Annotated in this window: 4 protein-coding genes; all 4 read left to right on the top strand. The window is 39.6% G+C overall.

Annotation, left to right across the window (positions count from 1 at the left end):
• A partial coding sequence (locus WIW89_RS01420) for an NDP-sugar synthase (RefSeq protein WP_337719489.1) occupies positions 1-1016 on the top strand: 1016 nt, incomplete at its 5' end.
• A complete protein-coding gene (locus WIW89_RS01425) occupies positions 1013-2863 on the top strand; it encodes a glycoside hydrolase family 15 protein (protein WP_337719490.1) in 1851 nt (616 codons plus the stop codon). The genes WIW89_RS01420 and WIW89_RS01425, both read left to right, overlap by 4 nt.
• 11 nt (positions 2864-2874) lie before the next feature.
• The gene (locus tag WIW89_RS01430) at positions 2875-4701 is read left to right on the top strand and encodes an amylo-alpha-1,6-glucosidase (protein ID WP_337719491.1); all 1827 of its coding nucleotides are present in this window, start codon (positions 2875-2877) and stop codon (positions 4699-4701) included.
• Positions 4702-4756: 55 nt separating this feature from the next.
• A partial coding sequence (locus WIW89_RS01435; RefSeq protein ID WP_337719492.1) for a CBS domain-containing protein occupies positions 4757-5112 on the top strand: 356 nt, incomplete at its 3' end.

The following is a 5112-nucleotide window of genomic DNA, read 5'->3' on the forward strand; positions in this document are numbered from 1 at the left end:
CTAGGTATCACATCAAACCTAGAGTCCACTTCAAGTACCAGCCAAGGGTTGATAGTATAGGAAATGCTGATGCCGTGAGGATAAACCTCGAATACTATGATATTCAAGAGCACTTTTTAGTAGTTCAAGGGGATAACTTATTCAATCTTGACGTTAAAAAGGTTCTCGAGTTCCATGAGAACAAAAACGCGTTCATGACCATTGTGTTAAAGCCTGTTGAAAACGTGGAGGAGTTCGGAGTTGCTGAACTTGAAAGTGACAATAGAATTAAGAGGTTCGTTGAGAAACCTAAAAAAGAAGAAGCACCAAGCAATTTGGCGAATACTGGCTTATACGTCATTAGTCCTGAAATAAGGAAGGTCTTCAAGAGCGAGGAAGTTCAGGAAATGTATAAGATGGGAAAAATGGACTTTGGTAAGGACATAATACCGTACTTGATAAAGAAGGGATATCCCATTTATGGGTATATCACTAATGACTTATGGTTTGATGTAGGTACTCCCGGAAGGTATTTGGATGCGATGCTGACCTTACTGAAGACACTCGATGCTAAAGACATGCACGGGATTAGAATTGATCCCAATAGAAGGATCTTTGTTCAAGGTACGAGTCCAGACTCGAGGAAGAGAAGACTAGCTATTAAGAGGATGTATAAGAAGGGAGAGCTGAAGCTAGAAGGTAACATACTTATAGGGAGACATTGTCATATAGGTAAGCACACATATATAGAGGAGTCAAGCATTGATAACTTTACAATCATAGGAGAAGGAGTGAAAATAGTAAAGAGCTCATTGATGGACAGATGCTATATCGGAGATTACGCTATAATTGAGAACTCAATTATAGCAAGACATGTAGAGATAAGGTCGTCAAAATCGAGACCTACAAGAATTATAAACAGTGTAATTGCAGAAGACGTAGTAATAGGAGAGGGAAGTGAAATTGTGAATTCCAAGATTTATCCTCATAAGCTTATTAACGCCGAAAGTAAGTTATACGATACAGTGCTCACATGAGGGCTCTTAGCATAGGCAACGGCAAGATACTAGTGAACTTAGATGAGTTCGGTAGGATCATCGATCTTTACTACCCTTATATAGGAATGGAAAATCACACTAACGGTAAACCCGTAAGGCAATATATATTTACAGATAGACTATACCAAGATGTTGAATGGAAGACGAGCCTTTCTTACCTTGACAACACGAACATAGGTGAGGTTAAAGCCGATACAGACAACAAGTTATCTCTCATCGCCTACGATTTCGCTGACCTATACGAGCCTTTATTTTACCGGATTATTAAAGTAATCAACAAGTCAGCTGAACCGGTGAAGGCAAAACTACTTTTTCTCTTTGATTTAGACCTTTACTCAAACCCTTACGGAGACACAGCATTCTATGATCCTGAGACGAATGCAATCATCCATTACAAGTCTAAGAGGTATATAGGAATAAAACTTCTGGGAATCATGAAAGACTTCAACGAGTTCACCGTAGGCAAAAATGACATTTTTGAAGATGTAAATGACGGCAACCTGAAAGGAAAGACTATAGAAAACGGAAACGTTCAGTCAGCATTAGCCTTTTCCTTGTCGCTAAATCCTCTAGGTAGCGAAAAAGCTTACTTAACAATAGCTTTCGATAGGACATTACAAGGTTTAAGAAAACTTCTTAAGAGGGTTACATCGACGGAAATTGAGTCCTCGTTCACAAACTCGTATATGTTCTGGAAAAACTGGTTCAACAAGTTTAAGACAAAAGAGATAGATGAAAAGCTTCGAGATTTATTCCAGATAAGTCTATTGGTAATAAAAAATCACATGGATCAGAACGGCTCAATCATAGCCTCTTCAGATTACAGCTTCGTAGGAGTCTATGGTGATTCCTACACATACTGCTGGCCTAGAGATAGTGCAATAGCTGCTCATGCACTGGACTTAGCCGGTTATGGGGATCTTGCTGTTAAACACTATGCGTTTATTTCAAAACTCATAAGTGAGGATGGATTCTTATTCCATAAATATAATCCAGACAGTACGCTAGCAAGTTCATGGCATCCTTGGTTGATGAATGGTAAGAGGATTTATCCAATTCAAGAAGATGAAACGGCTTTACAAGTTTGGGCTATCGCTAAGCACTACGAATATTATAAAGATATAGACGTGCTAGTCTCGATTTACAAGGATTTTGTTAAACCCGCTGTAAGGTTCATGATGAGATATATTGAAGACGGTTTACCGAAGCCCAGTTTCGATTTATGGGAAGAGAGGTATGGAATTCACATCTACACAGTATCAACTGTATTCGGAGCGCTTAAGTCGGCATCAAGGCTAGTAGCAGACATGGGAGATGAGGTGCTCTCAGGAGATATAATAACTATTGCAAGGTATATGAAGGAAGAGGCTCTAAAAAGGATGGTTCATAACGACAGGTTTGTAAGGCGTTTGGACGAATACGGGAACAAGGATCTCACAGTAGATGCGAGCATGTATTCTCCTTTCTTCTTCGAAATGGTAGAGCCAGAACATGTAGTTATGAAAAACACAATAAAGATTATTGAGGACTTACTAACGGTTAACGGTGGGATCATAAGGTATGAGAACGACTACTACAGAAGGGAGAAATCTCAGCCTAATCCGTGGATAATAACTACCTTATGGGTGGCAGAGTATTACGTTGAAATAGGGGATATTCAGAGGGCTATGAAGTACGTAAAATGGGTAATGGATAGAGCTTTACCAACCGGTTTGCTTCCAGAGCAAGTTTATCCGGACTCTTTGCAGAGTTCGTCTGTAATGCCTCTAGTGTGGTCTCACTCTGAGTTCATAATTACCTTAGATAAACTAATAACTATTAAATAGTAAATTAAAGTGTGTTACCGCCGGAGGAATGCGAAAGGCGAGAATGGCTCTTATCTCTTAGAACTGGAGGATATTCCTCTTCAACCATTTGCGGTATAAACTCAAGGACTTACCACGGATATCTAGTAGTACCTTTGAACCAACCCCACAAAAGATATGTAATGTTGTCTAAATTTGAGGATTTTTTGATAACCGATGAGGGCGAATTTCCGATAAGTACCAACCATTACGAAGGAACATATTATCCAGACGGATATAGGTACTTAAAGGAGTTCAAGTGGGGCAGGAATTACGTAAGATGGGTTTACGAAGTGAACAACGTTAGGTTGGAAAAGACTTTAATAGCTCATGGATTTGAAAATGCTATAACTATAGAATACAAGGCGACTGATGGGCGAGTTAAAATTTGTCCTCTAATTACCTATCGCAGCCACCATCTTGTAACTCCTAAATCTACATTCTTTGATGTTTACTTTCAAGGACAAAAGGCTAGGGTAGTAAAAGATGGCATTCCCTTCCTGAACTTCCTATTTGAAAGCGGTATCAACGCGGAGATGACCGGATACTGGTACTATAACTTCTTTTACGTCTTAGACTATGAGAGAGGTTCAAACCACAAGGAAGATCTCTTCAACCCATTCTGCGTAACAAGTAAGGATAACACCTTAATAGTTCACGTATACTATGACAAATATGGTTACGAAAAACTAAAGGAAAATCCCTATGACGTTCTAAAGCTCTTAGCAAGTGCCTCAACTGACTTTCTGGTCAAGGGGAAAGAAGGTTGGGCTATCATTGCAGGTTATCACTGGTTTGACGAGTGGGGTAGGGATACATTCATATCCATGGAGGGGATTTTGCTCTTAAACGGATTGTATAAACTTGCTGAGGATATAACTACACGGTATCTGAGCCACTCCGAGAGGGGGATGTTACCAAACCACATAACACCCGAAGGTGAACCCATTTACGTCGGTGTTGATATTAGCTTATGGGCGATAAATACAGTTTACAAAATTTACACCTACAGTGGCGATAAGGAATTTATCAGGAGAATTTATCCTAAACTTCAGGAAATAGTCGAATGGTATTCTAAGGGAAACGGGATAGTTTACGTTAAAGATAACTTATTATTTCACAAAGGAGCGCCGAGAACGTGGATGGACGCAAGTTATAACGGTAGGATAGTTACACCGAGAGAAGGTGCTGCAGTGGAAATAAACGCATTATGGTATAACGCGTTAATGGTCATGGACTTTTTTTCTAAACTTCTAGGAGATAAACAAGATTATTATGTAGAAATGGCCGAAAAAGTTAGAAACGCCTTCAACGAGAAGTTTGTAGCAAGTTGGGGTCTTTACGACTATATTGACCAGTATATGATACCGGATAAGTCCATAAGACCTAACCAACTTTTCGCATTATCATTACCCTTCAACGTTTTACCCCCAGAAATGGGCAAGGTAATGCTTGCTACGATTGAGAATGAACTTCTGAGACCCTACGGGCTCAGCACACTTTCCGTGAGAGATCCCAGATACAAGCCCATCTATAGAGGAGATAGGGCTAGTAGGGATGAAGCTTATCATAACGGTCCTATATGGCCTTGGTTGATAGGAGCTTATATAGACGCTAAATTAAAAGTCGAGAGTGATCTGATAAAGGCAAAAATGCTCATCGATATCTTTAGACCCCTACTGGATGTGATTAAGGAGAATAACGGATATATTCCTGAGCTATTCGAGGATATACCTCCGTATCTAGCTGGTGGTTGTATAGCCCAAGCGTGGAGTGTAGCTGAAGTTTACAGAGGGTTTAACAAAGTGATTGGTATTTAGGGTACCTTGCTGACTGAAGGTAAGAATTATAAACGGCAAGTTGGAATAGAAAACCATGATAATAAAAACACTCATGCTTCCAGACCCTCCAATAGTTTCCGTAAGGGATAAACTGGTCGAAGCATTTAAGAAAGTTAACACAAGAGGTATAGGAAGAGTTATAGTAACTAATGAATCAATTGAAGGGATTATATCCACTCGTGATTTACTTACTTTCGTTACGGAAAGGTGTGAAGAAGGTTGTGATAGAGGAGATATATTCGCACTTATTGAAAAACAAGTCGCACAAGTTATGACGCCTAGACCCGTTTACGCTTATGAAGATGATGATGTGATGGATGCATTAACATTAATGGTAGCTAGAAACTTCGGAGCCCTCCCAGTTTTAAATCGAGAGAAAAAAGTATCGGG

This window comes from Stygiolobus sp. CP850M (genome assembly GCF_037389425.1).
Classification (GTDB): domain Archaea; phylum Thermoproteota; class Thermoprotei_A; order Sulfolobales; family Sulfolobaceae; genus Stygiolobus.